The sequence below is a fragment of the Flavobacterium sp. UBA4854 genome (genome assembly GCF_002399805.1).
GTDB classification, from domain to species: domain Bacteria; phylum Bacteroidota; class Bacteroidia; order Flavobacteriales; family Flavobacteriaceae; genus Flavobacterium; species Flavobacterium ginsengisoli.
Window position 1 is genome coordinate 26,430 of the sequence record NZ_DHEI01000012.1, and the last position, 1,532, is coordinate 27,961.

At 36.0% G+C, this 1,532-nt stretch carries 2 protein-coding genes; both read left to right on the forward strand.

Annotated elements, in window-relative coordinates; genetic code table 11:
• Window positions 1-717 (forward strand): alpha-isopropylmalate synthase regulatory domain-containing protein (locus tag B3J44_RS01210; protein ID WP_286965068.1); only part of this gene is annotated, 717 nt, incomplete at its 5' end.
• A gap of 153 nt (window positions 718-870) precedes the next feature.
• The coding region (locus B3J44_RS01215; RefSeq protein ID WP_286965069.1) for an isocitrate/isopropylmalate family dehydrogenase at window positions 871-1,532 on the forward strand (662 nt) is incomplete at its 3' end.

Genomic DNA, 1,532 nt, shown 5'->3' on the forward strand with positions numbered 1-1,532 from the left:
TCTGTAAGCAAATTGGTTGAAACATTTACAGGTTACAGAATTCCTGCGAATAAGCCAATTGTCGGCGACAACGTTTTTACACAAACAGCTGGAATTCATGCCGATGGAGACAACAAAAACAATTTATATTTCAACGATTTACTTCCGGAACGTTTTGGAAGAAAACGTAAATATGCTCTAGGAAAAACTTCAGGGAAAGCCAATATCGAAAAGAATCTTCAGGAATTAGGTTTAAAACTTAACAACGAGGACTTGAAATTGGTTACCCAAAGAATTATCGAATTGGGCGACAAAAAAGAAACCGTAACCAAGGAAGATCTTCCATACATTATTTCAGATGTTTTGGACAGCCACACTTACGAAGAAAAAATCACCATAAATTCTTATATGCTGGTTCATTCTAAAGGAATGCGCCCATCTACGACTTTATCTCTAAATTTAAACGGAGAAATAATCGAAGAAAACGCACAAGGAGACGGTCAGTTTGATGCTTTTATGAATGCTTTATCGAAGATTTACAAAAGCAAGAAACTAACGCTTCCAAAATTAATCGATTATGCCGTGAGAATCCCACCAGGAAGTAGTTCTGATGCGTTGTGCGAAACCATTATTACATGGGTTAACAACGGAAAAGAATTTAAAACCCGCGGACTAGATTCAGATCAAACTGTTGCAGCGATTATTGCAACACAGAAAATGTTGAATATAATTACATAGGTTCTAAGTTGCTGAGATTCTAAGCTACTAAGTTTTTCTTCTTTGAACTCAGAATCTCAGCAACTCAGAATCTTAAAAACAAAACTAAGTAATAAGAATAAAAACTTAGAAACTTAGCAACTCAGAACCTTAGAACCTTTTAAAAAATATAGAATGAAATTAAACATAGCCCTTTTAGCCGGAGACGGAATCGGACCAGAAGTAATCGATCAAGCAGTAAAAGTATCTGATGCAATTGCACAAAAATTTGGACATGAAATAACTTGGAAACCAGCTTTAACTGGAGCAGCTGCAATTGATGCAGTAGGAGAACCATATCCAGATTCAACACACGAAGTTTGTAAAAATGCTGATGCCGTTCTTTTTGGAGCAATCGGACACCCAAAATATGATAACGATCCTTCTGCGCCAGTTCGTCCAGAACAAGGTTTGTTAAAAATGCGTAAAGCATTAGGTTTGTTTGCAAACGTAAGACCAACTTTTACATTCCCTTCTTTATTAGATAAATCTCCTTTAAAAAGAGAAAGAATCGAAGGAACTGATTTAGTTTTCTTAAGAGAATTGACTGGCGGAATTTACTTTGGTGAAAAAGGAAGAAAAGATAACGGAGATACTGCTTACGACAACTGTGTTTATACAAGAGCCGAAGTACAGCGTTTAGCTAAAAAAGGTTTTGAATTAGCCATGACACGTTCTAAAAAATTATGTTGCGTTGATAAAGCAAACGTTTTGGAAACTTCACGTTTGTGGAGAGAAACAGTTCAGGCAATGGAAAAAGATTATCCAGAGGTTGAAGTTAGCTACGAATTTGTTGA